General features: G+C 67.1%; 22 protein-coding genes. 11 read left to right on the top strand and 11 right to left on the bottom strand.

Annotation, left to right across the window (positions count from 1 at the left end; genetic code table 11):
* Position 1 precedes the first annotated feature (1 nt).
* Positions 2-796 carry an undecaprenyl-diphosphate phosphatase gene (locus tag ACZLHH_RS00545; protein WP_180844556.1) on the top strand — a complete coding sequence of 265 codons (795 nt, stop codon included), beginning with the start codon at positions 2-4 and terminating at the stop codon, positions 794-796.
* A 73-nt stretch (positions 797-869) separates the two neighbouring features.
* Entirely contained in the window at positions 870-1,697 is an 828-nt protein-coding gene (locus tag ACZLHH_RS00540) for an META and DUF4377 domain-containing protein (RefSeq protein ID WP_012509681.1), read from the top strand.
* A 137-nt stretch (positions 1,698-1,834) separates the two neighbouring features.
* On the opposite strand, the gene ACZLHH_RS00535 is transcribed toward ACZLHH_RS00540, so the two are convergent.
* From ACZLHH_RS00535 to ACZLHH_RS00495, 9 genes are all read right to left on the bottom strand, one after another.
* A complete protein-coding gene (locus tag ACZLHH_RS00535) occupies positions 1,835-2,446 on the bottom strand; it encodes a YbhB/YbcL family Raf kinase inhibitor-like protein (RefSeq protein ID WP_180844555.1) in 612 nt (203 codons plus the stop codon).
* Between the two features lie 10 nt (positions 2,447-2,456).
* Positions 2,457-4,526, bottom strand: a complete 2,070-nt coding sequence (locus ACZLHH_RS00530; protein WP_049398186.1) for a tetratricopeptide repeat protein — start codon at positions 4,524-4,526, stop codon at positions 2,457-2,459.
* Between the two features lie 56 nt (positions 4,527-4,582).
* Positions 4,583-5,572: a YheT family hydrolase gene (locus ACZLHH_RS00525; protein WP_049462242.1), complete on the bottom strand. Its 990-nt coding sequence runs from the start codon at positions 5,570-5,572 to the stop codon at positions 4,583-4,585.
* A gap of 52 nt (positions 5,573-5,624) precedes the next feature.
* The gene (locus ACZLHH_RS00520; RefSeq protein ID WP_049398187.1) at positions 5,625-6,416 is read right to left on the bottom strand and encodes a lysophospholipid acyltransferase family protein; all 792 of its coding nucleotides are present in this window, start codon (positions 6,414-6,416) and stop codon (positions 5,625-5,627) included.
* Positions 6,417-6,536: 120 nt separating this feature from the next.
* Positions 6,537-6,971: a hotdog fold thioesterase gene (locus ACZLHH_RS00515; RefSeq protein ID WP_032128719.1), complete on the bottom strand. Its 435-nt coding sequence runs from the start codon at positions 6,969-6,971 to the stop codon at positions 6,537-6,539.
* Positions 6,972-6,981: 10 nt separating this feature from the next.
* A complete protein-coding gene (locus ACZLHH_RS00510) occupies positions 6,982-9,033 on the bottom strand; it encodes a phospholipase D family protein (RefSeq protein WP_180844554.1) in 2,052 nt (683 codons plus the stop codon).
* The gene (locus tag ACZLHH_RS00505; protein ID WP_032128717.1) at positions 9,030-9,647 is read right to left on the bottom strand and encodes a YceI family protein; all 618 of its coding nucleotides are present in this window, start codon (positions 9,645-9,647) and stop codon (positions 9,030-9,032) included. Before ACZLHH_RS00505 ends, ACZLHH_RS00510 begins: the two co-directional genes overlap by 4 nt.
* 4 nt (positions 9,648-9,651) lie before the next feature.
* Complete coding sequence (locus ACZLHH_RS00500; RefSeq protein WP_005407539.1) at positions 9,652-10,128, bottom strand: SixA phosphatase family protein; 477 nt, start codon at positions 10,126-10,128, stop codon at positions 9,652-9,654.
* A gap of 49 nt (positions 10,129-10,177) precedes the next feature.
* Positions 10,178-10,807 (bottom strand): ParA family protein, encoded by a 630-nt coding sequence (locus ACZLHH_RS00495; protein ID WP_010487235.1) that lies wholly within the window; start codon positions 10,805-10,807, stop codon positions 10,178-10,180.
* A gap of 123 nt (positions 10,808-10,930) precedes the next feature.
* On the opposite strand from ACZLHH_RS00495, the gene ACZLHH_RS00490 reads away from it, so the two are divergent.
* Positions 10,931-12,415 carry an AAA family ATPase gene (locus tag ACZLHH_RS00490; protein ID WP_071228822.1) on the top strand — a complete coding sequence of 495 codons (1,485 nt, stop codon included), beginning with the start codon at positions 10,931-10,933 and terminating at the stop codon, positions 12,413-12,415.
* A gap of 586 nt (positions 12,416-13,001) precedes the next feature.
* On the opposite strand, the gene ACZLHH_RS00485 is transcribed toward ACZLHH_RS00490, so the two are convergent.
* Entirely contained in the window at positions 13,002-13,637 is a 636-nt protein-coding gene (locus ACZLHH_RS00485) for a tetratricopeptide repeat protein (protein WP_032128715.1), read from the bottom strand.
* Between the two features lie 168 nt (positions 13,638-13,805).
* Here ACZLHH_RS00485 and ACZLHH_RS00480 point away from each other — a divergent pair, with 168 nt between their 5' ends.
* The 3 genes from ACZLHH_RS00480 (at position 13,806) to ACZLHH_RS00470 (ending at position 19,233) form a co-directional block, all read left to right on the top strand.
* On the top strand, positions 13,806-17,492 hold the full coding sequence (locus ACZLHH_RS00480; RefSeq protein WP_180844553.1) for an indolepyruvate ferredoxin oxidoreductase family protein: 3,687 nt from the start codon (positions 13,806-13,808) through the stop codon (positions 17,490-17,492).
* Positions 17,493-17,649: 157 nt separating this feature from the next.
* Complete coding sequence (locus tag ACZLHH_RS00475) at positions 17,650-17,907, top strand: helix-turn-helix domain-containing protein (RefSeq protein ID WP_004134030.1); 258 nt, start codon at positions 17,650-17,652, stop codon at positions 17,905-17,907.
* Between the two features lie 3 nt (positions 17,908-17,910).
* Entirely contained in the window at positions 17,911-19,233 is a 1,323-nt protein-coding gene (locus tag ACZLHH_RS00470; protein ID WP_180844552.1) for a type II toxin-antitoxin system HipA family toxin, read from the top strand.
* Here the strand turns inward: ACZLHH_RS00470 and ACZLHH_RS00465 are convergent, their stop codons facing one another.
* Positions 19,234-19,848 (bottom strand): DUF938 domain-containing protein, encoded by a 615-nt coding sequence (locus tag ACZLHH_RS00465; RefSeq protein ID WP_132808723.1) that lies wholly within the window; start codon positions 19,846-19,848, stop codon positions 19,234-19,236. It abuts the gene before it with no gap.
* Positions 19,849-20,629: 781 nt separating this feature from the next.
* On the opposite strand from ACZLHH_RS00465, the gene ACZLHH_RS00460 reads away from it, so the two are divergent.
* From ACZLHH_RS00460 to ACZLHH_RS00440, 5 genes are read left to right on the top strand one after another with little or no spacing between them, the layout of a single operon-like run.
* Positions 20,630-22,261, top strand: a complete 1,632-nt coding sequence (locus tag ACZLHH_RS00460; protein ID WP_180844551.1) for a TldD/PmbA family protein — start codon at positions 20,630-20,632, stop codon at positions 22,259-22,261.
* 30 nt (positions 22,262-22,291) lie between these two features.
* Positions 22,292-23,926, top strand: a complete 1,635-nt coding sequence (locus ACZLHH_RS00455; RefSeq protein ID WP_180844550.1) for a TldD/PmbA family protein — start codon at positions 22,292-22,294, stop codon at positions 23,924-23,926.
* A 21-nt stretch (positions 23,927-23,947) separates the two neighbouring features.
* On the top strand, positions 23,948-25,282 hold the full coding sequence (locus tag ACZLHH_RS00450; protein ID WP_019336350.1) for a TldD/PmbA family protein: 1,335 nt from the start codon (positions 23,948-23,950) through the stop codon (positions 25,280-25,282).
* Entirely contained in the window at positions 25,282-25,989 is a 708-nt protein-coding gene (locus ACZLHH_RS00445) for a DUF4159 domain-containing protein (RefSeq protein ID WP_049422407.1), read from the top strand. Before ACZLHH_RS00450 ends, ACZLHH_RS00445 begins: the two co-directional genes overlap by 1 nt.
* A gap of 16 nt (positions 25,990-26,005) precedes the next feature.
* The gene (locus tag ACZLHH_RS00440) at positions 26,006-26,989 is read left to right on the top strand and encodes an AAA family ATPase (RefSeq protein ID WP_180844549.1); all 984 of its coding nucleotides are present in this window, start codon (positions 26,006-26,008) and stop codon (positions 26,987-26,989) included.

The following is a 26,989-nucleotide window of genomic DNA, read 5'->3' as shown; positions in this document are numbered from 1 at the left end:
CATGTCCGACCTGCTCTCCGCCCTGCTGCTGGGCATCCTCGAAGGCTTGACCGAGTTCCTGCCGATCTCCAGCACCGGCCACCTGCTCATCGCCCAGCACTGGCTGGGTGCCCGTTCGGACTTCTTCAATATCGTCATCCAGGCCGGCGCGATCGTGGCGGTGGTACTGGTGTTCCGCCAGCGCCTGCTGCAGCTGGCCACCGGTTTCGGGCAGCGCGAAAACCGCGAGTACGTATTCAAGCTGGGCGCGGCCTTCCTGGTCACCGCCGTGGTCGGCCTGGTGGTGCGCAAAGCCGGCTGGTCGCTGCCCGAGACGGTCAGCCCGGTGGCCTGGGCACTGATCATCGGTGGCATCTGGATGCTGCTGGTGGAGGCCTACACCGCGCGCCTGCCCGACCGCGACCAGGTGACCTGGACCGTGGCGATCGGCGTCGGCCTGGCGCAGGTGGTGGCCGGCGTGTTCCCCGGCACCTCGCGTTCGGCCTCGGCGATCTTCCTGGCCATGCTGCTGGGCCTGAGCCGCCGCGCGGCCGCCGCCGAGTTCGTGTTCCTGGTTGGCATTCCCACCATGTTCGCCGCCAGCGCCTACACCTTCCTGGAAATGGCCAAGGCCGGACAGCTGAGCAGCGAGAACTGGACCGAGGTGGGCGTGGCCTTCCTTGCCGCGGCCGTCACCGGCTTCGTCGTAGTGAAGTGGCTGATGGGCTACATCAAATCGCACAGGTTCACCGCGTTCGCGCTTTACCGCATCGCGCTGGGCGCCGCGCTGCTGCTGTGGTTGCCGTCCGGCAGCTGAACAGCGCCGGGGCACGGTAACCCCGTTGCTGGCCCCACCCCGTTTCCCCCACGGTTCCCCAAGGAGAATCACCATGAACCGCAAGCTCACCCTGCTCCTCCCGCTGGCCCTGCTGGCCGCCTGCAGCCAGACCCCGGCCCCGGCCGGCACCGGCGGCGACGACGTGGCCCCGGCCGCGGCCAAGGCAGCAGACCAGCAGACGCTGGCGCACCTGGACGCGCAGCGCCTGCAGAGCCAGCACTGGCTGCTGCAGCAGGCCACTGCCGCCGACGGCAAGCGCATCGACGCGCTGTTCGCCCGCGAAGACAAGCCGGTCACCCTGGACTTCGCTGATGGCCGCCTGTCGGTCAGCAACGCCTGCAACCACATGGGTGGCGGCTACACCCTGGCCGACGGCAAGCTGACGGTCAGTGCGATGGCCTCGACCATGATGGCCTGCACCGACAAGGCGCTGATGGCGCTGGACGAGGCCGTGTCGAGCCGCCTGCAGGGCGAGCTGAAGGCCGAGCAGGATGCCGATGGCAAGCTGACCCTGACCAACGCAAAGGGCGACGTGCTGGTGTTCAACCCGGAACCGACCGCTGAAACCCGCTACGGCGGCGCCGGCGAAACCGTGTTCCTGGAAGTGGCCGCCAAGACCGAGAAGTGCTCGCACCCGCTGATCCCGGACTACCAGTGCCTGCAGGTGCGTGAAGTGAAGTTCGACGACAAGGGCCTGAAGCAGGGTGAGCCGGGCAAGTTCGAGAACTTCTACGGCAACATCGAGGGTTACACCCACGAGGACGGCGTGCGCAACGTGGTGCGCGTGAAGCGCTACGAAGTGAAGAACCCGCCGGCCGATGCGCCGTCGCAGGCGTACGTGCTGGACATGGTGGTCGAGTCGGCCATCGAGAAGAAGTAAGACGACAGAAGGGCGGCCGCGAGGTCGCCCTTCTTCGTGGTGGGTAGGGCCGGCCGCTGGCCGACTGCCCCTTTTCATGGTGGCTCGACGCTACAGAAGCAAAGCCGGCCAGCGGCCGGCTCTACCCATCGTGCCGCTCAGCCCAGCGCCGGGTTCAACGTGTAGGTGCCATGCAGTGCGGCTTCGGCCAGCACGTGGCCGTGCATGGCGCGATATGCGTCGGCGGCGGTGAAGCGCGCCGGAAGTTCCAGCGAGGCCACATCCAGCGCGAACACGCGGAAGAAATAGCGGTGCACGCGTTCGTCGTTGAACGGCGGATACGGGCCGTCATAGCCCAGGTAATCGCCGGCCATGTCCGGGTTGCCCGCAAACCAGCCGGTGAAGTCGTTCAGGCCCTGGCGGCTGCCCGCCGGGCCAGCCGGTGCGGTCTTGCCCTTCACCACGAAGTCATCGCTGCAGCTGCCGGCGGCGATCTCCTGCACCGAGGCCGGAATATCGGCCATCACCCAGTGCACGAAGTCGCAGCGCGGCTGGTCGCGCGGCACGGTCATGTCGCTGCGGCCGACCGTTTCCGCAACGGTCGGCACATCCGGGTCCACGCACACCAGCAGGAACGAACGCGTGCCTTCCGGTGCGCCGTTCCAGGCCAGGTGCGGATTGCGGTCCGGCGCGAAACCGGTGGCATCGCCGGCGGCGAACGCGCGGTCGATCGGCGCGCCGTTGGTCAGGCTGTGGCTGCTCAGTTGCATCGGCTTCTCCTTACTCTTCCGGGTAACCCAGGCGCACCGCAATCGGGGTGAGCTTGGCAAAGGCGGCGCTCATCACGTCGCGGTAGTTGCGCCAGTGGCCCGGCGGGAAGCGCGGTGCGCCCAGCTGTGCGGCCGGCGGCATCTGCCGCTCGAACAGGCGTCCCAGCAGTTCGGCCATCGCGTGCGGATCATTGCCGATCTGGTCGATGCGCAGCAGCACGTGCGGATACAGTTCTTCCTCATGCAGGGTGGCAACCTGCGCCAGCCCGCGCGCCAGCCATTCGCTGGCTTCAGCCAGCGAGGTCATCGCCAGCGGAGCGGCAGCGCCGTAGGCCACCCAGTCCAGCAGCATGTCGCGCGGGTCACGCAGCACGAGCACCAGTCGTCCCTGCGGCAGCTGCGGGCGCAGCGCCCACAGCAGGGCGTTGTCCCACCACAGCAGCCAGTCGATGACGGCATCACCCTGCAGGCCACGCGCCGGCAGCTGCTCGCGCCAGCGCTGCACCAGCCGCTCCGGGGTCAGCACGCCGGAGGCGAGGTCCTGCAGCGTGTGGTAGTTCTGGAATGCATCATCCGGCGGATTGCTGGTGTAGCGGTCGCTGCGCAGCACCGGGCTGGCGGCCGCCAGGCCGGTCGCAACCCGCTCCACACCCGAACCCGGCGCACCCCACAGGAAGATCGGCGCGGAGCTGGCATCACTGTCGATCTCGCCCTTCTCCGGCCAGCTCGGCGGCGCCTTGGCCTGCGGTGGAAGCGGCAGGCGCTGCGGTGCCTGGTCGGCCTGCAGCGCCATCCACGTCTGCAGCGCCTGTTCCGGCTGGCCAGCGCGATCCTGGATTTCACCCAGCCAGGTACGGAGGTCGGCGCGATGGCCGTCCGGCGCCCTGTCGATCAGCGCCTGCACGCGCGCGATCGCGGCGACCGGATCACGCTGCAGCAGGCCTTCGACCAGGCGTGTTTCGCCACTGACGCGGCCCGGTTCGAGGCTGACGATACGTTCGGCGATGGCTTCGGCCTGTTCGTGTTCGCCCACCATGTCATGCAGGCGCAGGCGTGCTTCCAGTGCCGGCAGATGACCCGGCATCGCGTCCATCCAGCGCTCCACGGTCGCCGCGGCGGTCGGGCTGCCGACTTCTTCCACGGCCAGGCGTGCCAGCCACAGGTCGTGCAGCTGCGGATGCTGTTCCAGGGCAGCGTCCAGGCGCGCGCGGGCCTCGTCTTCGCGGCCCAGGCGCTGCCAGGACATCAGCAGCAGCTGCAGCACCTGGCGGTCGTCGGGGATCGATTCCAGCAACGGCAGCAGATGGTCCAGCGCCTGCAGCGGCTGGCCGCCGCGCAGCGACAGTTCACCGGCCAGGCGACGCATCGACGGCGTATCCATGCCTTCCTGCTGAAGCGCGATCTGCATCGCTTCGGCAGCCGCCTCCAGGTTGCCCTGGCGCAGCGCCAACTGCACTACCAGGCCATGCAGCGAGCTGATGGCCGGGTTCAGTTCCAGCACGCGGCGGAACGCCTGCTCGGCGAAGGCAAGCATGTCCTTGCCCAGGTAGGCGAAGCCCAGTGCGTACAGCACGCGGGTGTCGTTCGGCTGCGCCTGGTTGGCCGCCGACAGCAGCGTCAGCGCACGATCCGGGTCGTCGCGGCGCAGCGCGATCATGCCGTCGATGGTCAGCAGTTCCGGGTGGTCCGGCTCAACGCGCGAGGCCAGCGTGGACAGGCGCTGGGCTTCATCGAAGTCGTTGCGGCCGATCGCCAGGTGCGCCTGCATCAGATAGGCGGCGAAGGAATTCGGGTCAAGCCCGGTGGTACGTGCCAGCGCTTCGTCAGCGCCCTGGTACTGGCGCAGGGCGAGCAGCAGGCCAGCGTGCTGCAGGTGCAGCTGGGCATCATCGGGGGCCAGCTGCAACGCCTGCTGCAGCGCCTCCATCGCATCCTCGGCCTTGCCCTGCTGCTGCAGCGCAAGCGCCAGCCAGCGGTGGGCTTCGGCTTGGCCGGGTTCATCACGGGTCCACGCCTGGGCCAGCTGCACGGCCTGGTCGGCCTGGTTCTGGCGCAACGCTTGGATGATCTGGTCTTGCATGGCGGTCCGGTTCAAGTGCAAACCCGCATTGTAGCGGTCCACGCACCGGTGCCGGTTCAGCCCGCCAGCACCCGCTGCAGGCGCTGCGCCACCCAGCGCTCGGAGAAGCCGTCGCCGCGCCAGTTTTCGATGAACCCGCAGTGGCCGCCCCAGCAGGCGGTTTCCAGGCGCGCCTGGCCCGGCAGCTGCCAGTTGCTGAAGGTCGCGTACGGAATCACCGGGTCATCCTGCGCCATCAGGATGTCGGCCGGTACCTGCAGGGACGACAGGCGGTCGCCGGCGATCGAGTAGCCGTCGAAATAGGCCTGCAGCGAACCGAAGCTGGTGTGGCGCTCGACCAGCCAGGCGGTCAGCGCGCGGATGTCCAGCTTCAGCACGCGGTCGTCGCAGTCGCTCAGCTCGGGGAACAGATCGCGCTTGCGGCGCAGCGAGCCGGCCCACTTGCGGCGGAAGTACCAGTCGTACATCGCCGGGCCGTTCTCGATGCTCTCCATCGTCAGAGCCGGGTCCAGCACCGGGCACACCGAGGCGACGCGCAGCAGCGGCACGCCGGCCGCCGGCGCGCGCAGGGCCAGGCGCAGCACGAAGTTGCCACCCAGCGAATAACCGGCGGCCACCAGCGGCAGCTGCGGCCAGCGCTGGGCGATATCGCCCGCGGCGTGCACCACTTCATCGATGAGATTGGAGTGGAAGATGCCGGGGTTCAGGTGATGGGTGTTGCCGTGGTCGCGGAAGTTCAGCCGCACCACGTCGAAGCCCTGCTCGATCATGCGCGCGGCGGCCATGCGCATGTAGCTGGATTCGGCACTGCCTTCCCAGCCATGCAGCAGCAGCGCGATGCCCTTGGGCTCGCGGCCTTCGACATGGCTGTGCCAGCCCTGCAGGCGCACGCCATCACCACCATCGAGGATCAGCTCTTCGCTGACCGCACCGGTGGCCGCCAGCAGCAGCAGGCCGCGCTGCAGGCGCATGCGGCTGGAGCTGAGCATCGACTGCAGGTGCGGATTGCGCAGCCAGCGCGGCGGCTGGTAGTCAGTCGCATGCAACGTCGGTGTACCGGCGTCCAGGACGGGTGGCGGGACCAGGGCCACCGTGCCCTCAGCCGGTGCTCATGGCCGCCACGATGCGCGCGCGCGAGGTTTCCGCGATGCGTCGACGGCCTTCCAGGTCCTGGGTACCGATCGGCTCCAGGAAATGCACTTCGGTATGCCGCGCCGGCTCACCCAGCAGGCGCAGGAAATTGGCGGCGAAACTCTCGCCCGGGCCGAATGCCACGATGGTCTGTGCGTCACCCTTGAACCCATAGACCAGCGCCACAGGCTGCACCGGAACACCGGTTTCGACCGCGGCCTGGAAGATGCGGGCATGGAACGGCCCCACTTCATGACCACCGCGGGTGCGCCCTTCCGGGAACACGCCTACTGCCTTGCCGGCACGCAGGCGATCGGCCATCACCTGCATCACGCCACCGAGCGATTCGGTATTGCCGCGCTGGTGGAAGATGGTCTGCCCGCGCGCGGCGAGCCAACCGACCAGCGGCCAGCTGGCGATTTCGCGCTTGGCGACGAAGCCCATCATGCGCTGGCTGTGCAGGATGGAGATGTCGACCCAGCTGACGTGGTTGGCGACGAACAGCACGGCACCGGGCAAGGGCTGGCCCACCCGTGACAGGCGGAAGCCGAAGATCCACATCAGGCCGCCCTGCCACCAGTTCACCACCTTCGCCCCGAAGGTATCCTCGCCCACGCGCAGCTCGCCCCACGGCGGGAGCATGCCGATCAGGATCAGCGGCAGGAACACGATGATGTGGACCAACAGCAGCGGTACGCGGTACAGGTAACGGCACACACGCGCCACGCCGCCACGGGGGGCCGGAGTGGGGGAAGTCATCCGCGCACGATACCGGAGCGCCGCAGCAGCTGCCAGCCGATTTAGGCCATAACCGCCATTGACCGGGGCAATCGGCGGGGAACGCTGGGTTCTGCCGCCGTCAACACGCCCGCCGGGGGCTCAACCGTGGCCGGCGGCCACCACCGCCAGGGTCAGCCGAGAGATGCACACCAGCCGGCCCTGCTCGTCTTCGATGCGGATCTCCCACAGCTGGGTGCTGCGGCCGACGTGCAGCGCGCGGGCGGTGCCGGTGACCGTGCCCGAGCGCACGGCGCGCACGTGGTTGGCGTTGATTTCCAGGCCCACGCAGATCTGCTTGCCGGTATCCACGCACAGGTTGCCGGCGCTGCTGCCCAGGGTCTCGGCCAGCACCACCGAGGCACCGCCGTGCAGGATGCCGTACGGCTGCCGGGTGCGCTCGTCCACCGGCATGGTGGCCTGCAGCCAGTCTTCGCCCGCAGCGCTGAAGACGATGCCGAGGGATTCGATCGCCGTGTTGCGGCTGAGCGCGTTGAGCTGCTCGATGGAAACGGCTTCGCGGAACACCTGGGTCATGCGGGCACCTTCAGAGGATGGGAACGAGGCCGGCGCCGAATGCAGTCAGCATGCGCACCAGCAGCCACTTCGGGCCGACGTTGACTTCGGGGAAGTCGCCGACGGCGACGTAGCAATTGTGGAACGCCGGGTCCTGCCGTGGCAGCGGCTGCGGGCAGTCCGGACCGGGCTTGAACTCGTAGTCGGTGGCGTAGCGCCACGGCCAGAAGTCGAGGATCGGCAGCGCTTCGGAGGCTTTGCCGACGCTGTAGTTCAGGCCCGACAGCACTGGCGGCTTGGCCCGCGGCGCCACTGTCCACGAGTTCTGCGGATGGGTATCGCGCAGGATGCTCTCGGCCAGCTGCTCGGCAAACACCGGATCGTCGATGATCACCGCGCCTTCGGTGTTGTAGTTCTCGCTGCGCGGATCGAAGTTGTGGGTGCCGACCACGCCGATGCGGCGATCGACCACCAGCGACTTGGCGTGCAGGCCCATGCGGGCGCCCTTGCGGGTGACCGGCAACGGCTTGTTGACCGCCTTGCTGCCCAGGAACGACGGACGCGTCTCGGTGCGCAGCAGGCGCGTTTCCACCTCGCTGCCGGCGGCGCGGCGACGTTCGCGCGCGTTCTGGTAGGCACTGCCGGTACGCGGATGATGCACCGCCACCTGCTTGCGGGGCGCGGCCAGATCCCCGTCGCTGCCACCACCGGCATTGCTGCCAGCGGCGCTGCCGCCGATCAGCGGATTGCGCCCACCGTCGTCGTCGCCTCCAGGCGCGGCGATCGGGTCGGGCAGCAGATTGCGGTAGTCGACCGGTGCATCCAGCGGGAACGGCTTGTACTCGAAGATGTTGAAGCCCAGTTCGCGCATGTTGCGCCGCTTGTACTTGTACGACAGCGCATACACGATCGGGTTGTCGGTGGCCGCCAGGCTGTTGCTGGACACCACCACGCGCGGTGGCTGCGGGCGCTTGCGCAGCTCGCGGAACAGTTTCTGTGCCGGCTTGGACAGCACCAGGTACGGCGTCTGCAGGATCACTTCCTTCTGCGCACCGGCAATGAGTGCATCCAGCTGCGGCTCGGTCACGTGCTGGCCGGCCAGCGGGGCATCGGCCTTCTCGCGGCGGTGCTTGCGCGGCAGGTCGGCGACGTAGCGCACCGAGGCCACCGGCAGCGCGGTATCCACGAAGGAACGGGTGACGAAGTCCATGTCATTGGCTTCAGCGCTGACCCGCTGCACCCGCTCCGGGCGGCGAAACGTGGCGGGCGGCAGCACCGGCACGCCTTCGCGCAGCAGGGTGCGGCCCACGTCATTCAGGCGCTCGGCCGGCACGCTGCGCTTGGCGCGCCAGAACGCATCGAAGTTGGCCGCCATCGCCCGCGCTTCCGGGCCGGCGATCATGACGTCGCGATCGCGGAAGTTGTACTCGCGATCCCAGTCGTAATAGTCGTCCTGGTAGTTGCGGCCGCCGACCACGCCGATCGCATCGTCGATCACCAGCAGCTTGTTGTGCATGCGCTGGTTGAAGCGACGGAAGCAGCACAGCACGCTGCCGGCGTAATCGAAGTAGTTCAGCCGGGCCTTGCCGAAGGTCGGGTTGTAGACCCGCAGCTGGAAGTTCTGGTGGGCGCCGGACAGCGCGCCGAGGATCTCCAGGTCGGAGATCGCCGAGAGCTGGTCGATCAGCACCCGCACCTTCACCCCGCGCCGCGACGCGGCCAGCAGTTCGTCGATGACCAGCCGCGCGCTGTCGTCCTTGTCGAAGATGTAGGTCTGCAGGTCGATGCTGCGGGTGGCACTGCGCAGCAGGTTCAGGCGCGCCACCAGGGCGCCCTCCCCCTCGTCCAGCAGGGTGGCGTAGTGGCGCGGCTGCTCCGGGGTGGATTCGGTGAACGCCCGGCCGGCCAACGCCCGCAGCGGCGAATCCTGTGCGCAGCGGTCGGCGCGCTGGCAGTCGACCTGGATCGAGCGCGCCTGCACGGCGATCGCTTCGGCGCGGTCGCGCTCGGCATTGGACAGCGATGCACAACCGCTGCCCAGCAACACGGTTGCCAGCGCCAGTACACGCAGCAGGAGGTTCACGGTTTCGGCGCCTCGCTCAGGCGCGCTCGCAATACGAAGGTCACTCGGTCACTCAAGGCAAGCTGCCAGCTGTCCATTCCATACCGGCCTCGCTGCACGGTACCGCGGCTGACGACGTCGCAATCATAGCCGGGTCGGGCGCAATCCGCCTTCTCGACCTTCAGTGTCTCGGGGTGGCTGATCCCGCGCAGGGTCAGCCGCCCGTTGATGTCGCCCCCGTCTTCCACGGTCTCAGGCCAGTACGGCAGCGAGTCGAACTCGACCACCGGGTGGCGGCCTGCGTCGAAGAACTCCTCGCCGCGCATCCAGCCGGTGTAGCGCGCCTTGCCGGGGATCTCGACCGAGCGCGTGAACATCTTCAGGTGCACCTGATGGCGGCCGTCGGAGAGGATCTCGATGCGACCCTCGAAGTGCGGGAACAGGCCTTCGATGCGTTGCCCGAAGCGGGTCCGCACCTCGAAACCGATCTGCGAGCGCTGGGTATCCAGGTGCAGGACCCGGTGCGCTTCAGCGACCACCGGCGGCAAGGGCGTTGGCGGTGGCGCGGCAGCCCAGGCCGCGCCGGAAGCCAGCAGCACGGGCAGCAGAAAGCGGCTGCGCCGCGCCAGGCTCATTGGATCACGGCCACCAGAACGCGTTCAGGCTGGCCACGCCCGGCTCGATCGAGGCCTCGCGCGGGAAGCCGAGCACGGCAATGCCGGCCGGCGGCATGCCGCGATAGTCGCTGCTGGTGCCTTCCGTCATCAACGCCACCAGGCGCTCCAGGCCGGGGTTATGGCCGACGATCAGCACCCGGTCGAGGTCACGGCGGTCGTCCACCAGCGCCGCCAAGGTGCCGGGGGTAGCCTCGTAGATGCGGTCTTCCAGGCGCTTCTCGACATAGCCGATGGTGCCGAGCACGGCTTCCAGGGTCTCCCGGGTGCGCCGCGCCGGTGAGCACAGCACGCAGTCCGGCAGCAGGTTGTTCTCCTTCAGCCACTTGCCGGCGGCTTCGGCTTCGGCGAGCCCCACCGGCGACAACGGCCGGTCGAGGTCGGCCTGGCCGGGGGTAGCCGGTTCGGCATGGGCATGGCGCAGCAGGATCAGTTCACGCATCGCGGGTTTCCATGAAGAAGAGGATGCAGCAGAAAGAGTGACGCAGGCATCAAAGCTTCAGCCAGGACAGCAGCGGCTCCCAGTCGGCCTGGTGCTCGCGCACCTGGGCCGAGCGGTAGTCGAACAGGCTGCGGCCCAGGCCGGTCATGACCACATAGCTCTGGCTGTCGCGCAGCTGCGCGACCACCGGGTACGGCCATTCACCCAGCATCTGCAGCGCCTGCTGCGAGGTCTGGGTCCATGGTTTGGTACGGTTGAGCACCAGCCCCACCGGCAGCTTGCGGCTGTGCACGCGCGGGTTCTGGGCCAGGCTGTTGAGGAAGCCGACGATCGCTTCGATGTCCAGCGCCGAGGGCAGCACCGGTACCACCACCGCGTCGGCTGCGTCGAGGAAATGGGGAATATCGTCAGCCAGGGCACCGGCCGGCGCATCGATGATGACGGTGTCGGTGCCGTCGGGCAGCTTCTGCGCCCACTGCTTCTTCCGATACACGTCGATGGGGAGCACCGCGCTTTCCAGCCCGGCACGGCGTTGTGCCCAGCGGGTGCTGGAACCCTGCGGGTCGGCATCGGCAATCACCGTGGCCTTGCCCTGCAATGCCGCGTACGCGGCCAGGTGGGTGGCGACGGTGGTCTTGCCCACCCCGCCCTTGGAACCGGCCACCAGGATCGTCTTCATGCCAGCCTCGCTTCCGGGTACGTGCCCCGAGCGTACACCGGTGATGGTGACGGTAGGTAGCGTCGTGCTGAACCAGCGGCCATCGCCTTTGCTATCGTGGCGCCCCCGAAGGATCGAACCGGCATGAGCGAACTGCAGGATCTGAGCGCGTTGATCCGCGCCAATACCCCACTGATCGTCATCGAGACCCAGGACGAAGGTCGCATCGTCGAGCTGTTCCGGCAGACGCTGATGCACGTATGGCGGGCCCTGCACCGCTGGTCGATCACCGAGGGCCTGCGCCGGATCGACCTGGACAGCGAAGACCCGCCGGTCGGGCCGCCCGATGCCAGCGCGGCCCTGCAGATGATCCGCCAGGCCGACCAGCGCGGCGTCTACCTGCTGCTCGATTTCCATCCCTACCTGGGCTATGCCAGCCACCAGCGCGCCCTTCGCGACCTGATCCAGCGCCGCCACAGCGAGCCGCATGTGCTGGTGCTGATCGGTGCCAAAGTGGAGCTGCCGGCCGAGCTGGAAGCGCTGGCGGTGCGCTTCAACCCGCGCCTGCCCGATGCCAATGCCCTGCTGAAGATGCTGCGCGAGGAGGCCGACGCCTATGCGCGCGAGCATGGCGGCCGCCGGGTTGAAGTCGACAGCGAAGCGGTCAAGAAGATCCTGAAGAACCTGCAGGGCCTGAGCCTGGTCGATGCCCGGCGCATCGCGCGCCAGCTGATCTACGCCGACGGCGCACTGCGCGACGACGACCTGCCGCAGCTGGCGCGGCTGAAGTTCGAGCTGCTCAACCGCAGCGGCCACCTGTTCTTCGAGCATGACAGCGCGCGCTTCGGCGATGTGGCCGGCGCCAACCGGCTCAAGCGCTGGATCAACCAGCGGCGCGTGGCCTTCATTGCCGGCTCCGCCCCGGCCGGGCTGGACCCGCCGCGCGGCATGCTGTTGCTGGGTGTGCAGGGCTGCGGCAAGTCGATGCTGGCCAAGGCCACCGCCGCCGGCTTCGGCGTGCCCCTGCTGCGCCTGGACGTGGGCGCGCTGTACAACAAGTACCACGGCGAGACCGAAGCCAACCTGCGCCAGGCACTGGCCTCGGCCGAACAACTCGCGCCCTGCGTGCTGTGGATGGACGAGATCGAGAAGGGCCTGGCCAGCGGTGGCGAGGATGGCGGCGTGTCACGCCGCGTGCTCGGTTACCTGCTGACCTGGATGGCCGAACGCAAGGCGCCGGTGTTCATCGTCGCCACCGCCAACCAGGTGCACGAACTGCCGGCCGAGCTGCTGCGCAAGGGCCGCTTCGACGAGATCTTCTTCGTCGATCTGCCTTCGCCTGACGTGCGCGTGGAACTGCTGCGGCTGCACCTGGGCCGGCGCCAGCTCAACGCCGACGACTTCGCACTGCCCGCGCTGGCGGCGGCCGCGAATGGCTTCTCCGGCGCCGAGATCGAGCAGGCGATCGTGGCTGGCCTGTATGCGGCACATGCCGAAGGCCGGCCGCTGGACACCGAGCTGCTGATGAACGAGATCCGCGCCACGCGACCGCTGTCGGTGCTGATGGCCGAGCAGGTAGAGGCACTGCGGGCGTGGGCGTCGGGGCGGACGGTTTCCGCGGACGACTGAGGGGTTTCCAGCGAACGGCGCAGCCTCTCGTGGCGGCGGGTTGGCCGTGAACATCAAAAGCCGCGCTTGGCCGGGCGGGGTGGATTCGCGGGGGACGCCGTCAACCCGTCCATGGGGGCTTGGCCGCGGCATCCATGCCGCGGACACCCCCGCGAACCCACCCCGCCCGGCCTCTGGCAATTTCCGGGGGCGTCCGCCACGGAAAAGAAAAAAGAAGATCAAAAGCAAAAGCCGGTGGGCTGGCCGCTTCCCGTAGAGCCGAGCCCACGCTCGGCTGCATTTCGATCAGATATCGAATAGTCGATTCCGATACAGATTCATCCACGCATGGCGTGGATCTACCGTGTCGACCAAGGTCGACACCTACCAACAGCTGCCGGAATCTGTCGAAGGCGGGGCACTGTGGGTTTGCGGGGTGTGAGCCGCATGGATGCGGCGACCAAGCCCCCAGGACGGGTTTACGGCGGCCCCGCAAACCCACAGTGCCCCGCCATCCCGCAGGAAGCCCGCTGTTGCTTCGGCTGTTGCTGTTGCTTCAGCTGTTGCCTCTGCGGGTGCCGGGTGCAACCCGGCCGAACCCCTTCCCTCAGGGCCAGGCAGGCGGTGCGGCCGCCCAGGCCTGCTGCACCTCAGCCAGCGACGCGCGCTCATCCTCACGCCACTGCGGCAGCAGCTGCCCATAGTTGGCCGTGGTACTCCACTGCGTCGGCTCGGTGCGTACCGCAGCCGCATACCACTGCACCGCCTCCTGCTTCTGCCCCATCCGCCACAATGCCAACGCATAGGTCGGTGGCACCCAGGTGGGCTTCGTACGGGCGTTGCTGGCCGATACCAGCCACTGTTCCAGCGCCGCCTCCGGCTTGCCCTGGCGCAGCAGGTCCCAACCGTAGTTCCAGCGCACGCTGCGGCCGCTGCTGCTCTGTGCCGGCGCCTCTTTCATCGCCTCGCCATACAGCTGCTCGGCCAGCTCGCCACGGCCCTGCGCGCCGGCCACCGATGCCAGCTGCACCGTCGCTTCCACCGCGCGGCGGCCGCGCTCACGCAGCTTGACCAGCTGGGCCACCAGCTCATCGCCCTCGCCCTGCACCGCCACCATCGGCGTGGCCGCCAGGTCGTTGTCGAAGTAGAACTCCTGTGGTGCCGGCACAGCCGGCGCGGCCCACGCAGTGGCCACTCCCGAGGCCAGCAGCACGCTGGCCAGGATCTTTCCTGGAACTGACATCCCTTCTCCCCAGGCCGCAACTGCAGCCTCCCTCTCTCTCCCCGATCCTAACCCCAGCACCGCCGCGGGCGCGAGTGCCGGGGCCTCGCGGCCCCGCTGCTACAATTCGCGCCTTTCCCGCCGCGTGCCTGCACGCGGCCGGTGCCAGCCGATCCTACCGGGCCAGCCATGACCAGTACCGCGCAACTCACTTCGCCCTCGTCCGCCGACCTGCTCGACCGTGATTACACGCTCGACCACAAGTACACCCGCAGCGAGGGGCGGATCTATCTGAGTGGCGTGCAGGCGCTGGTGCGGCTGCCGCTGATGCAGCGGCTGCGCGACGCCGCCGAAGGCATCGACAGCGCCGGCTTTGTCAGCGGCTACCGTGGCAGCCCGCTGGGTGGCTTCGACCTGGAGCTGTGGCGCGCGCGCAAGCACCTTGAAGCAGCCAAGGTGAAGTTCACCCCGGGCCTGAACGAGGACCTGGGCGCCACCATGGTGTGGGGCACGCAGCAGACCAACCTGTTCCCCGGCGCCAACGTGCAGGGCGTGTTCGGCATGTGGTACGGCAAGGGCCCGGGCGTGGACCGCTGCGGCGACGTGTTCAAGCACGCCAATGCCGCCGGCACCTCGCGCTACGGCGGCGTGCTGGCGCTGGCTGCCGACGACCATGCCTGCCGCAGCTCGACGCTGCCGCACGGCAGCGAGGACGAATTCGTCAGCGCGATGATGCCGGTGCTGAACCCGGCCGGCGTGCAGGACATCCTCGACATGGGCCTGCTGGGCTGGGCGATGAGCCGCTATACCGGCCGCTGGGTCGGCTTCAAGACGATCGCCGAGACGGTGGAATCGTCGGCGTCGGTGCAGGTCGATCCGATGGCGCGCCGCATCGTGCTGCCGGAAGACTTCGAGATGCCGTCGGGTGGCCTCAACATCCGCTGGCCAGACCCGCCGCTGGACCAGGAAATGCGCCTGCACCGCTATGCGGTGAAGGCCGCACAGGCCTTTGCCCGCGCCAACGGCATCGACAAGGTGGTGATGGATGCGCCGCGCGCGCGGCTGGGCATCGTCACCACCGGCAAGAGCTACCTGGACGTGCTGCAGGCGCTGGAGTACCTGGGCCTGGACGAAGCCGCGTGCGCCGACATCGGCATCCGCGTGTACAAGGTCGGCATGACCTGGCCGCTGGAACCGCAGGGCATTGCGCGCTTCGCGCAGGGCCTGGAAGACATCATCGTGGTGGAGGAGAAGCGTGCCTTCATCGAGCGCCAGATGAAGGAACAGTTCTTCAACTGGCCGGCCAGCTGGGGCCAGCGCCCGTCCATCGTCGGCAAGTACGATGAAAGCGGCGAATGGATCCTGCCGTCCACCGGTGAGCTGACGCCGGCCACCATCGCCGGCGTGATCGGTCGCCGCATCCAGAAGTTCTTCAACAACGAATCGATCGAGCAGCGCCTGCAGTGGATGCAGGAGAAGGAAGCCGAGCTTGCGTTGCCGCGCGCCAGCTTCCCGCGCGTACCGCACTACTGCTCGGGCTGCCCGCACAACACCTCTACCCAGGTGCCGGTAGGCTCGCGGGCGCTGGCCGGCATCGGTTGCCACTACATGGTGACCTGGATGGACCGCAGCACCGACACCTTCACTCACATGGGCGGCGAAGGCGTAACCTGGGCCGGGCAGGCGCCGTTCACCGACACCCCGCACGTATTCCAGAACCTGGGCGACGGCACCTATTTCCACAGCGGCTCGCTGGCGATCCGCCAGGCGGTCGCCGCCGGCGTCAACATCACCTACAAGATCCTCTACAACGACGCGGTGGCGATGACCGGTGGCCAGCCGGTGGACGGCCCGCTGAGCGTGCCCGACATCGCAAAGCAGATGCGCGCCGAAGGCATCCACACCATCGTGGTGCTGTCGGACAACATCGGCAAGTGGACCGGCCAACGCGAGCACTTCCCCAGCGACGTCGAGTTCCACGACCGCAGCGAGCTGGATGAGGTGCAGAAGCGCCTGCGCGAGGTGAAGGGTGTTTCGATCCTGATCTACGAACAGACCTGCGCCACCGAAAAGCGCCGCCGCCGCAAGCGCGGCAAGCTGGAAGATCCGCAGAAGCGCGTGCTGATCAATTCGCTGGTCTGCGAAGGCTGTGGCGACTGCGGCAAGAAGAGCTTCTGCGTGTCGGTACTGCCGAAGGAAACCGAGTTCGGGCGCAAGCGCGAGATCGATCAGTCCAACTGCAACAAGGACTATTCCTGCGTGAACGGTTTCTGCCCGAGCTTCGTCACCGTGCACGGTGGCCAGCCGCGCAAGGGCAGCAAGCGCGATGCTTCCACCCTGCTGGACAACCTGCCGGCACCGGCCATCCGCGGCACCCTCGAACAGCCCTGGAACATCCTGATCACCGGCGTCGGCGGTACCGGCGTGGTGACCATCGGCGCGCTGCTGGGCATGGCCGGCCACCTGGAAGGCAAGGGTGCAACCGTGCTCGACCAGACAGGCCTGGCGCAGAAGGGCGGCGCGGTGACCACCCACATCCGCATCGCCCGTCGTCCCGAAGACATCCACGCCGTGCGCATCGCCGCCGGCGAAGCCGACCTGGTGGTGGGCTGCGACATGGTGGTGGTCAACGACTACTGGGCGCTGTCGAAGGTGCGTGCCGGCCGTTCGCAGGTGGTGCTGAACACCTACGAAGCGATGCCCGGTACCTTCACCACCCGCCCGGACATGCAGTTCCCCGCCGCCGACATCGTGGCCGGTGTGCGCGTGGCGCTGGGCGGCCAGGAGCCGTTGCTGCTGGATGCCACCCAGCTGGCCACCGCGCTGCTGGGCGATGCGATCGCCGCCAACCTGTTCATCCTCGGCTATGCCTGGCAGCAGGGCCTGGTGCCGCTGTCGTTCGAGTCGCTGATGCGCGCCATCGAGCTCAACGGTGCGGCCGTGGCGATGAACCAGCAGGCCTTCGCCTGGGGCCGCCTGGCCGTGGTCGACCCGCAGGCCGTGCAGCAGGCCGCCGGCCTGGTGCGCAACCGCCACACCGATACCGAATCCACCCCGGGCCCGCTGCATCCGCTGCCGCCGGGCGAGTGGGAGGGCAACGAATGGGGCGCCACCGCCGCACCGCGCAACACCGGCGACGAACGCGAACTGCGTGGCCTGCCCTCGCACGGTGGCGACGTGGCATTCCTGCCGCTGGACGACGCGCGCCTGTCGCGCTCGCTGGATGAAATGATCGAGCGCCGCGCCTCGTTCCTGGTCGAGTACCAGGACGCTGCCTACGCCAACCGCTACCGCAGCCTGGTCGAGCGCGTGCGCGCCGCCGAAGCCGACCGCATCGGCGGTTCCACCGCGCTGACCGAGACCGTAGCCCGTTACCTGTTCAAGCTGATGGCCTACAAGGACGAGTACGAAGTGGCCCGCCTGTATACCAGCGGCGACTTCCAGCGCCGCCTGCAGCAGCAGTTCGAGGGCGATTACCAGCTGCGTTTCCACCTGGCACCGCCGCTGTTCGCCAAGAAGGACGAGCAGGGCCGGTTGCTGAAGAAGGAATACGGCCCGTGGATGTTCAAGGCCTTCGGCCTGCTGGCCAAGCTGAAGTTCCTTCGCGGCGGCCGGCTTGATGTGTTCGGTCGCACCGAGGAACGCCGCATGGAGCGCAAGCTGATCGGCGATTATGAGGCCACCGTGCAGCTGCTGCTGGACGGCCTGGATGACGACCGCCTGGCGCTGGCGGTGGAGATCGCCAGCGTGCCCGAGCACATCCGCGGCTTCGGCCACGTCAAGGAAGCGCATTTCGAGCAGGCCAAGGCGCGCGAAGCCGCTCTGCTGGCGCAGTGGCGGAACCCAAAGGCGCTGCACATCGTGCAGGTGGCTTGAGCACCGCTGACGGCACGAAAGCAACCTATTGATTGCATATTGAGATAGCAATCGATAGGTTGCCTCCAGCGAAGGAAAGAGATAGGTTGCTTGTCGTAATGCAACCTATCCTTTGCGTACACGTTCGCGTACGGCCACTTTCTAGGGGACTGCCGATATGGACAGGCCGCTGCACACGGTGAGGACACCTCAACAACTGGCACCGCTGATGCGTGCGTTCAGGCGCCAGGCGGGCCTGAGCCAGGCGCAGTTGGCGGCACAGCTCGGCATAAGCCGCCAGGCAGTAGGCGCATTGGAGCGCGACCCGGCATCGGCAAGCTTCGAACGGCTGATGCGGGTCTGGGCAGTGCTGGGTCTGGAAGTCAGATTGCAGCAGCGAAGCCCCCCGGAGACAACGTCAACGTTGGAGTGGTGAGCCATGGGTACGCTGCGGGTCTGGATGAATGGTGTCGAGGTCGCGCTCTGGGATGATGTCCGGAGCGGATCTTCCCGGCTTTCGTACGTCGACTCGTGGATCAGCTCCGCCCAGTCCCGGCCGTTGTCACTCTCACTGCCCCTGCTCCCGGAGGGTGAGAGCCATCGGGGCGATGTCGTCAACAACTACTTCGACAACCTTCTTCCCGACAACGCCGTCATCCGCAACCGGATCCGCGACAGGTTCTCCACGCGCAGCAGCGACACATTCGATCTTCTCGAAGCCATTGGCCGGGATTGCGTCGGCGCAGTGCAACTGCTGCCGCTTTCGCATACACCGGGGGACATCCAGCAGATTACGTGCGAAGCGTTGGACGAATCAGGCGTCGCTGCGATCCTGCGTCAGGTGACGGCAGGGAATCTACCTGGCGCACCCACCAGTGATGATGCGTTCCGCATATCCATCGCCGGTGCGCAGGAGAAGACGGGACTTCTGCTGCATGCTGGCCAGTGGTGCATTCCTACCGGCAGTACCCCATCCACCCATATCTTCAAGCTGCCGCTTGGCATTGTGGGCAACATGCGGGCGGACATGCACCAATCCATCGAGAACGAATGGCTGTGCATGCAACTGCTTTCCGCCTTTGGAATCCCCGTTGCGAATACGCAGATGGGACGCTTCAAGGACGAACGCGCGCTTATTGTGGAGCGATTCGACCGCCGCCTTTCTGCGGATCGCCGGTGGTGGCTGCGGCTGCCGCAGGAAGACATGTGCCAGGTCTTCGGTCTGCCCGCTGCCAGGAAGTATGAATCCGATGGCGGCCCAGGCATCGTGACCATCATGGATCTGCTTCGACAATCCGAGCATTTCGAGGATCGGGCGACCTTCTTCAAGACGCAGATTCTTTTCTGGATGTTGGCTGCAACCGATGGACATGCCAAGAACTTCAGTGTTTACCTCGAAGCCGGTGGACGCTTCCGCCTGACCCCCGTCTACGACGTATTGTCGGTGCATCCCAGCCTGGGTAGGGGGCCAAACCAGCTCGACCCGCGGAATGCACAGCTCGCCATGTCCGTCCAGGGCAGGAATAGCCACCGGAAGCTGCACCTTGTGCGACGACGCCATTGGAACGAAACCGCACGCGCCTGTGGTGTCGCTGATGGTGCGGAGCCGTGGATCGAAGCGCTGATCGCAGCCGTCGAACCCGCCATCGAGCAGGTCACGCGTCAGCTCCCAAGTGATTTCCCCGTAAACGTGTCCGAACCCATTTTCAACGGGCTGCGCGCTGCGGCGGCACGCCTTTCCAGCATGTCGCCGGACGCCTGATCACCCCAGCCGCCACAGCAGCAACCGGTTGTTGGCCGGCATCGCCACATCACCCAGGCGGGTGAAGCCGTTGTCCGCCGCCAGCGCCTGCACCGCTTCCACATCGCGGATGCCGCTGCGCGGGTCGCGCGTCTTCAGCCAGACATCGAACTGCGCATTGCTGTCGCTGGTGTAGCGACCGCCGTAGTTGAACGGGCCGTACACCGCCAGCAGCGCACCATGCCGCAGCACCGACGGCAGCGCCGCGAACAGCGCCTGCACATGCTCCCAGCCCATGATGTGCAACGTGTTGGCACTGAATGCGGCATCGAACGTGCTGCCCTCGGGCAACGACAGGCCCGGCGCCGGGGGTAGTTCCACCTGCAGTGCCACCGGCGGCAGCAGATTCAGCAACGCCGCCTCCGCGCGCCAGGCCTCGATGCCCGGCAGATGGTCCGGATGGTCGCTAGGCTGCCAGCGCAGCCACGGCCAGCGCTCGGCGAAGAACGCCGCGTGCTGGCCGGTGCCACTGCCGATCTCCAGCAGCCGATGGCGGTCGCCCATCCACGGGTCGAGTGCGGTGGCGATGGGTTCGCGGTTGCGCTCGCAGGCTTCTGAATACGGCTTGCTCGACATCAGGACGGTGTCCAGGCGGGGTCGTCCCCATTGTGCACGAGGGGGTGTTGCTCGGCAGGGCTTGCAGCCCTGCACCCGCAGGAGCCGGAGCAACAGCAACAGCCTAAGCAACTGCAACAGCGGGCTTCCTGGGGGATGGCGGGGTGGGTCCGGTTGCGGGGGACGCCGTGAATCCCCCTCCGGGGTCCGGCCCAGCCGCTGGCGGCTGTGCGTTCGGGCGCTTGCGAAGCGGTGCTTCGCAAGCAAAGCGCCCTCACCCATGGAGGCTCGGTCGCGCCATCCATGGCGCTCACGCCCCCGCAACCGGACCCACCCCGCCTTCGACAGTTTTCAGCGGTCTGTCGGAACGGCTCTTGGGGTCAGATCCGTTTTCCGCAGGAGAACGGCTCTGACCCCGGATACATTTCGATATCTGACAGACGTGTCGACCAAGGTCGACACCTACCAACAGCCGAGTGAACCTGTCGAAGGTGGGGCGGTGTCGGATTGCGGGGTGTCAGCCGCATGGATGCGGCTGCCAAGCCTACAGGGACGTACTTGCGGCGTCCCCGCAGTCCGACACCGCCCCACCAACCCACGGAATGCCGCTCTGGCTTTGGCCGTTGCCGTTGCCGTTGCCGTTGCCGTTGCATTGAGCAGGTGCAGGGCGCAGCCCTGCCGAAACCCACCCAACCATGACTGCAGTCACTTGCCCGGACGCGCCGCGCTGGCGAAAGTCGAGGAGTTGACGTGATCGGTCCGGCCCGTTGCCAACCGCACGCAAGCGAGAGAGAGAAACGCTGTGCAACGACGTGAGTTCCTGGCTTTTTCCGGTCTGGGCCTGGCGGGCCTGCTGCTGCCGCATTCCCGTGCCATCGCCGCCGAGCAGCTGCTCGCCCCGGTCGATACCGCCCAGCGCAGACGCCTGGCGGACGTTGCGCTCGCCGCCGCACGCACAGCCAAGGCCAGCTACTGCGACGTGCGCATCGGCCGCTATCTCAACCAGTCGGTCATCACCCGCGAGCACCAGGTCGGCAATGTGACCAACCGCGAATCGTCCGGTGTCGGCGTGCGGGTGATCGTCAACGGCGCCTGGGGCTTTGCTGCCACCCACCAGCAGACCGAGGCTGCCGTGCGCGCGGCGGTCGAGCAGGCCGCAGCGATCGCCCGCGCCAACGCCGGCATCCAGACCCGGCCGGTGCAGCTGGCACCGACGCCGTCGGTGGGCGAGGTGCACTGGCAGACCCCGGTGCGCAGGAACGCGATGGCGGTGCCGATCCAGGACAAGGTCGAGCTGCTGCTGGCGCTCAACGCCGCCGCGCTGAATGCGGGCGCCGACTACATCAATTCCACCCTGTTCCTGGTCAATGAACAGAAGTACTTCGCCTCCAGCGACGGCTCGTTCATCGACCAGGACATCCATCGCATCTGGCTGCCGTTCACTGCCACCGCCATCGACAAGGCCAGCGGCAGGTTCCGCACTCGTGCCGGCCTGTCCTCGCCGATGGGCATGGGCTACGAGTTCCTCGATGGCGATGCGCGCGGCAAGGTGCAGCTGCCCGGTGGCATCACCGCCTACCGCGATTCCTACGACCCGGTCGAGGACGCCATCGCCGCCGCCCGCCACGCGCGCGAGAAACTGAAGGCGCCGTCGGTGAAGCCGGGCAAGTACGACCTGGTGCTGGACCCGTCCAACCTGTTCCTGACCATCCACGAGAACGTTGGCCACCCGTTGGAGCTGGACCGCGTGCTCGGCTACGAAGCCAACTACGCCGGCACCAGCTTCGCCACGCTGGACAAGCGCGATGCCGGTTTCCGCTGGGGCAGCGACATCGTCACCTTCTTCGCCGACAAGACCCAACCGGGCAGCCTAGGTGCGGTCGGCTACGACGACGAAGGCGTCAAGACTCAGCGCTGGGATCTGGTGCGCGACGGCATCCTGGTCGATTACCAGGCCACCCGCGATGAGGCCCACATCCTCGGCCGCAACGCCTCGCACGGCTGCAGTTACGCCGATTCCTGGTCCAGCGTGCAGTTCCAGCGCATGGCCAATGTCTCGCTGGCACCTGGCAAAAAGCCACTCAGCGTCGAGGACATGATCAAGGACGTGGAGAACGGCATCTACATCCACGGCCGCGGGTCGTATTCGATCGACCAGCAGCGCTACAACGCGCAGTTCGGCGGCCAGTTGTACTACCAGATCAAGGACGGAAAGATCGCCGGCATGGTCGAGGATGCGGCCTACCAGATCCGTACGCCGGAATTCTGGAATGCCTGCACTGCGATCTGCGACGAGCGTGACTTCCGCCTGGGTGGTTCGTTCTTCGACGGCAAGGGCCAGCCCGGCCAGGTCTCGGCGGTCTCGCACGGTTCGTCCACCACCCGCTTCAACGGCATCAACATCATCAACACCGCGCGCAGTCTCGGCGCTTGAGCCACCCATCCTTCGACATGGAGAGCAGCCTTGCAAAGACGTGACTTCCTGGCCCTGACCGGGCTTACCGCGGGCGGGCTGATCGTGCCTTCCTTCTTCGGCAAGGCGATTGCCGCCGAACAACTGCAGAGCACGCTGGACCTGGGGCTGAAGAAGCGCCTGGCCGATGCGGCGCTGGCCGCTGCCCGCCAGGCTGGTGCCACCTACTGCGACGTGCGCATCGGCCGCTACCTGCGGCAGTTCGTGATCACCCGCGAGGACAAGGTGCAGAACGTGGTGAACACCGAGTCCACCGGCGTGGGCATCCGCGTGATCGTCAACGGTGCGTGGGGCTTCGCCGCCACCAATGCGCTGGGTACGGCCGATGTAGCCAAGGCCGCGCAGCAGGCCGCAGCAATCGCCAAGGCCAATGCCGGCGTGCAGACCGCACCGGTACAGCTGGCCAAGGCGCCGGGCGTGGGTGAGGTGAGCTGGCGCACGCCGATCCGCAAAAATGCGATGGAAGTGCCGATCAAGGACAAGGTCGGCCTGCTGCTGGACGTCAACGCTGCGGCGATGGGCGCCGGTGCCAGCTTCGTCAACTCGATGCTGTTCCTGGTGAACGAGCAGAAGTACTTCGCCTCCACCGATGGTTCCTATATCGACCAGGACGTGCACCGCATCTGGGCACCGATGACGATCACCGCCATCGACAAGTCCAGCGGCAAGTTCCGTACCCGCGAAGGCCTGTCCTCGCCGATGGGCCTGGGCTACGAGTATCTGGACGGCGCGGCTGCCGGCAAGGTGGTCAGCCCGAATGGCGTGGTCAACTACAGCTCTTCCTACAACATGAAGGAAGATGCCATCGCCGCCGCCAAGCAGGCGCAGGAAAAGCTGAAGGCCCCGTCGGTGAAGCCGGGCAAGTACGATCTGGTGCTCGACCCGTCGCACACCTGGCTGACCATCCATGAGTCGATCGGCCACCCGCTGGAGCTGGACCGCGTGCTCGGCTACGAAGCCAACTACGCCGGCACCAGCTTCGCCACCCTGGACAAGCGCGAACAGCATTTCCAGTACGGCAGCGAACTGGTCAACATCTTCGCCGACAAGACCCAGCCGGGCAGCCTCGGCGCGGTGGCATACGACGACGAAGGCGTGAAGTGCAAGCGCTGGGACCTGATCAGCAACGGCAAGCTGGTGGACTACCAGACCATCCGCGACCAGGCCCACATCCTCGGCAAGACCGAGTCCGACGGCTGCTGCTATGCAGATTCGTGGTCCAGCGTGCAGTTCCAGCGCATGGCCAACGTGTCGATGGCACCGGGCAAGAAGCCGCTGAGCGTGCCCGACCTGATCAAGGACGTGGAGAACGGCATCTACATCATCGGTGATGGTTCGTTCTCGATCGACCAGCAGCGCTACAACGCGCAGTTCGGCGGCCAGCTGTTCTACGAGATCAAGAACGGCCAGATCACCCGCATGCTGGAAGACGTGGCCTACCAGATCCGCACACCGGAGTTCTGGAACGCCTGCACCGCCGTCGCCGACGAGAGTGACTACCGCCTGGGCGGTTCGTTCTTCGACGGCAAGGGCCAGCCGGGCCAGGTCTCGGCGGTCTCGCACGGTTCGTCGACCGCGCGCTTCAACGGCATCAACGTCATCAACACCGCACGCAGCCTCGGCTGATCGGTCAGGAGCCCTTACACCATGAGTATCTTCACCGAAGCCCAGGCCAAGGCCATCCTCGACAAGGTCATCGCCCTGTCCAAGGCCGACGAATGCACCGCCGTGCTGGCCGGCGCGATCAGCGGCAACATCCGTTTCGCGCTGAACAATGTCTCCACCAGCGGCATCGTCGACAACACCGAACTGGCGGTCACCGTCGCCTTCGGCAAGCGCGTCGGCACGGCCTCGATCAATGAGTTCGACGATGCCGCGCTGGAACGCGTGGTACGCCGCGCCGAAGACCTGGCGCGCCTGGCGCCGGAGAACCCGGAGTTCATGCCGGCCATCGGCAAGCAGAGCTACCGCGCCAGCCCGACCTTCAGCGAATCCACTGCAGCGATCGATCCGGCCTTCCGCGCCAAGGTCGCCGCCGATTCGATCGCCCCGTGCCGTGGCCACGGCCTGATCGCCGCTGGCTTCCTCGAAGACGGTCAGGGCTTCCAGGCCACCGCCAACAGCAACGGCAACTTCGCCTACCAGCGCACCACCAACTTCGATTACACCTGCACCGTGCGTACCGAAGATGGCCGCGGTTCGGGCTGGGTCGGCCGCAACCTGAAGGATGCCGCCGACTTCAAGGCCGACCAGGACATCCGCATCGCCATGCGCAAGGCCACCGAGTCGGCCGAAGCCAAGGCGCTGGAGCCCGGCAAGTACACGGTGATCCTGGAACCGGCCGCGGCCGCAGGCCTGATCAGCTTCATGATGAACTTCTTCAGCGCACGCTCGGCCGATGAAGGCCGCAGCTTCCTGTCCAAGAAGGGCGGCGGCAACAAGCTGGGCGAGCAGGTCTACGACCCGCGCGTGACCATGATTGCCGATCCGTGGCATCCGGACGCACCGGTGCTGCCGTGGGACGGCGAAGGCATGCCACGCGAGCGCATGGCCATCATCGAGAACGGCAAGATCGCCAACCTGGACTACTCGCGCTTCTGGGCGCAGAAGCAGGGCAAGACCGCCAAGGCAACGCCGGGCAACCTGCTGATGAGTGGTGGCGACAAGAGCACCGCCGAGCTGGTGCGCGGCACCCAGAAGGGCATCCTGGTCACCCGTACCTGGTACATCCGCATGGTCGATCCGCAGACCGTGCTGCTGACCGGCCTCACCCGCGACGGCACCTTCTACATCGAGAACGGCCAGATCAAGCACCCGGTGAAGAACTTCCGCTTCAACGAATCGCCGGTGATCATGCTCAACAACATCGAAGAGCTGGGCAAGCCGGTGCGCGTAGCCGGTGATGAATCCAGCTACGTGATGATGATCCCGCCGATGAAGCTGCGCGATTTCACCTTCACCTCGCTGTCCGACGCGGTCTGATGGATCGCCGGGCCTGCCTGCGCTGGTTGGCCGCTGCCGCTTCGGCGGCGGCGCTGCCGGCCTTGGCGCAGTCAGGCCCGCGCAGTTCGCGCTACGACTTCTGGTTCACCCGCCTGCAGTACGACTCCGGCGACTGGGATGTGGACGCGCGCATGCCGTCCAACCTGATCACCTCGCTGATCGACTACACCTCGCTGCGCGTGGATCCGCAGGAGCACGTGGTGGCGCTGGCCGACCCACGCATGCTGGAAGCGCCGTTCTGCTACCTGGCCGGGCACACGCTGGTGGAGTTCAACGCCGCCGAGCGGCAGAACTTCGTGCGCTATGTGCGCAATGGCGGCTTCGTCTTCGTCGACGACTGCAACCACGATATCGACGGCCTGTTCGCCACCTCGTTCGAGTCGCAGATGGGTCGCCTGTTTGGTCCCAAGGCACTGCAGAAGCTGCCCAACAGCCACCCGCTGTACCGCAGCTTCTTCCGCTTCCCCGATGGCCCGCCCGCCACCAGCTTCGAACTCAACGGCTGGGGCGACGACCTGGTGCACGACTATCTGAAGGGCATCGAGGTCGATGGCCGCCTGGGCCTGCTCTACAGCAACAAGGACTACGGCTGCGAGTGGGACTACGACTGGCGCAACAAGCGCTTCCTGGCCGAAGACAACACCCGCTTCGGCGTCAACATCGTGATGTACGCGTTGAACAATTGATAGGACCTGCACGCCCATGACCTCCCCCGACCTCGATTCCCTGTTGCCGCGCCTGGATGCGCTGCGCGCCGCGCTTGCACGCGCAGTGGTGGGCCAGCACACCGTGGTCGAGCAGCTGCTGATCGGCCTGCTGGCCGGCGGCCACTGCCTGCTGGAAGGCGCGCCGGGGCTCGGCAAGACCCTGCTGGTGCGCTCGCTCGGACAGGCGCTGGAGCTGCAGTTCCGGCGCGTGCAGTTCACCCCGGACCTGATGCCCAGCGACATCCTCGGCACCGAGCTGCTGGAGGAAGACCACGGCACCGGCCATCGCCATTTCCGCTTCCAGCAGGGCCCGATCTTCACCCACCTGCTGCTCGCAGACGAACTCAACCGCACCCCGCCGAAGACCCAGGCCGCGCTGCTGGAAGCGATGCAGGAACGTACCGTCAGCTACGCAGGCACCACGTATCCACTGCCTGCACCGTTCTTCGTGCTGGCCACGCAGAACCCGATCGAGCAGGCCGGCACCTACCCGCTGCCGGAAGCACAGCTGGACCGCTTCCTCCTGCACGTGCTGGTGGATTACCCGAGCGAGGACGAAGAGCGGCAGATCCTGGAACAGACCACCGGCGGTGCCACCGACGCGGTACCGAAGGTGATGGATGCCGAAGCGGTGATCGCGCTGCAGGCCGCAGTACGCCAGGTGCATGTCAGCCCTGATGTGCTGACCTGGATCACCCGCCTGGTGCGCGCCAGCCGCCCAGGCGAAGGCGCACCCGCGGCGATCAACCAGTGGGTGAAGTGGGGTGCGGGCCCGCGCGCCGGGCAGTCGCTGGTGCTGGCGGCGAAGGCACGCGCACTGCTGCAGGGCCGCTTCGCCGCCACCCGCGAGGATGTGCAGGCACTGGCCGCACCGGTGATGCGCCATCGCCTGCTGCTGTCGTTCGCCGCCGAGGCCGAGCAGAAGCGTGCCGACGACGTGGTCGCCGCCCTGCTGCAGGCCGTGCCGTTCCCGGGTTGA

The sequence above is a fragment of the Stenotrophomonas sp. 28608_Sma genome (assembly GCF_056486185.1).
This window is presented reverse-complemented; position numbering and strand designations above follow the sequence as displayed.